This window comes from Dawidia soli (genome assembly GCF_018598185.1).
GTDB classification, from domain to species: Bacteria; Bacteroidota; Bacteroidia; order Cytophagales; family Cyclobacteriaceae; genus Ohtaekwangia; species Ohtaekwangia soli.
Window position 1 is genome coordinate 1 of record NZ_JAHESC010000118.1, and the last position, 329, is coordinate 329.

Annotated in this window: 1 protein-coding gene; it reads left to right on the forward strand. The window is 52.9% G+C overall.

Features of this window, described 5'->3' with window-relative positions; translation table 11 throughout:
- Positions 1-329: hypothetical protein (locus KK078_RS30960; RefSeq protein WP_254094807.1), on the forward strand; the 329-nt coding region annotated here is incomplete at both ends.

The window sequence follows — 329 nt, forward strand, 5'->3', positions numbered from 1 at the left end:
TTGTTCAACATGTACTCGTACCTGATGCTTTCGTCGCAAGGCATTCGTATGGGTGCTGGTGTGAAGTTCGAGCTCAATAAGAAATTTGGACCGATAAAGGTTGAGGTCGGAGCGTACATCGATATGATGGGTCGCGTCAACTTCAAGCCGGTGCAGCTGGGGGGTGGACTGTATATAGGGGGCTACGCCCGGTTAAAGATCTTCCGGTTCAAGTTTGGACTCTCTGTGGATGCCGGTCTGGCGGCCGAAGCTCCCAAGCCGTTCCTGATCTCTGGGTTCCTCAAGCTTTGTATCCGGGTACTGCGGAAGAACCGCTGTGTCAAGATCGA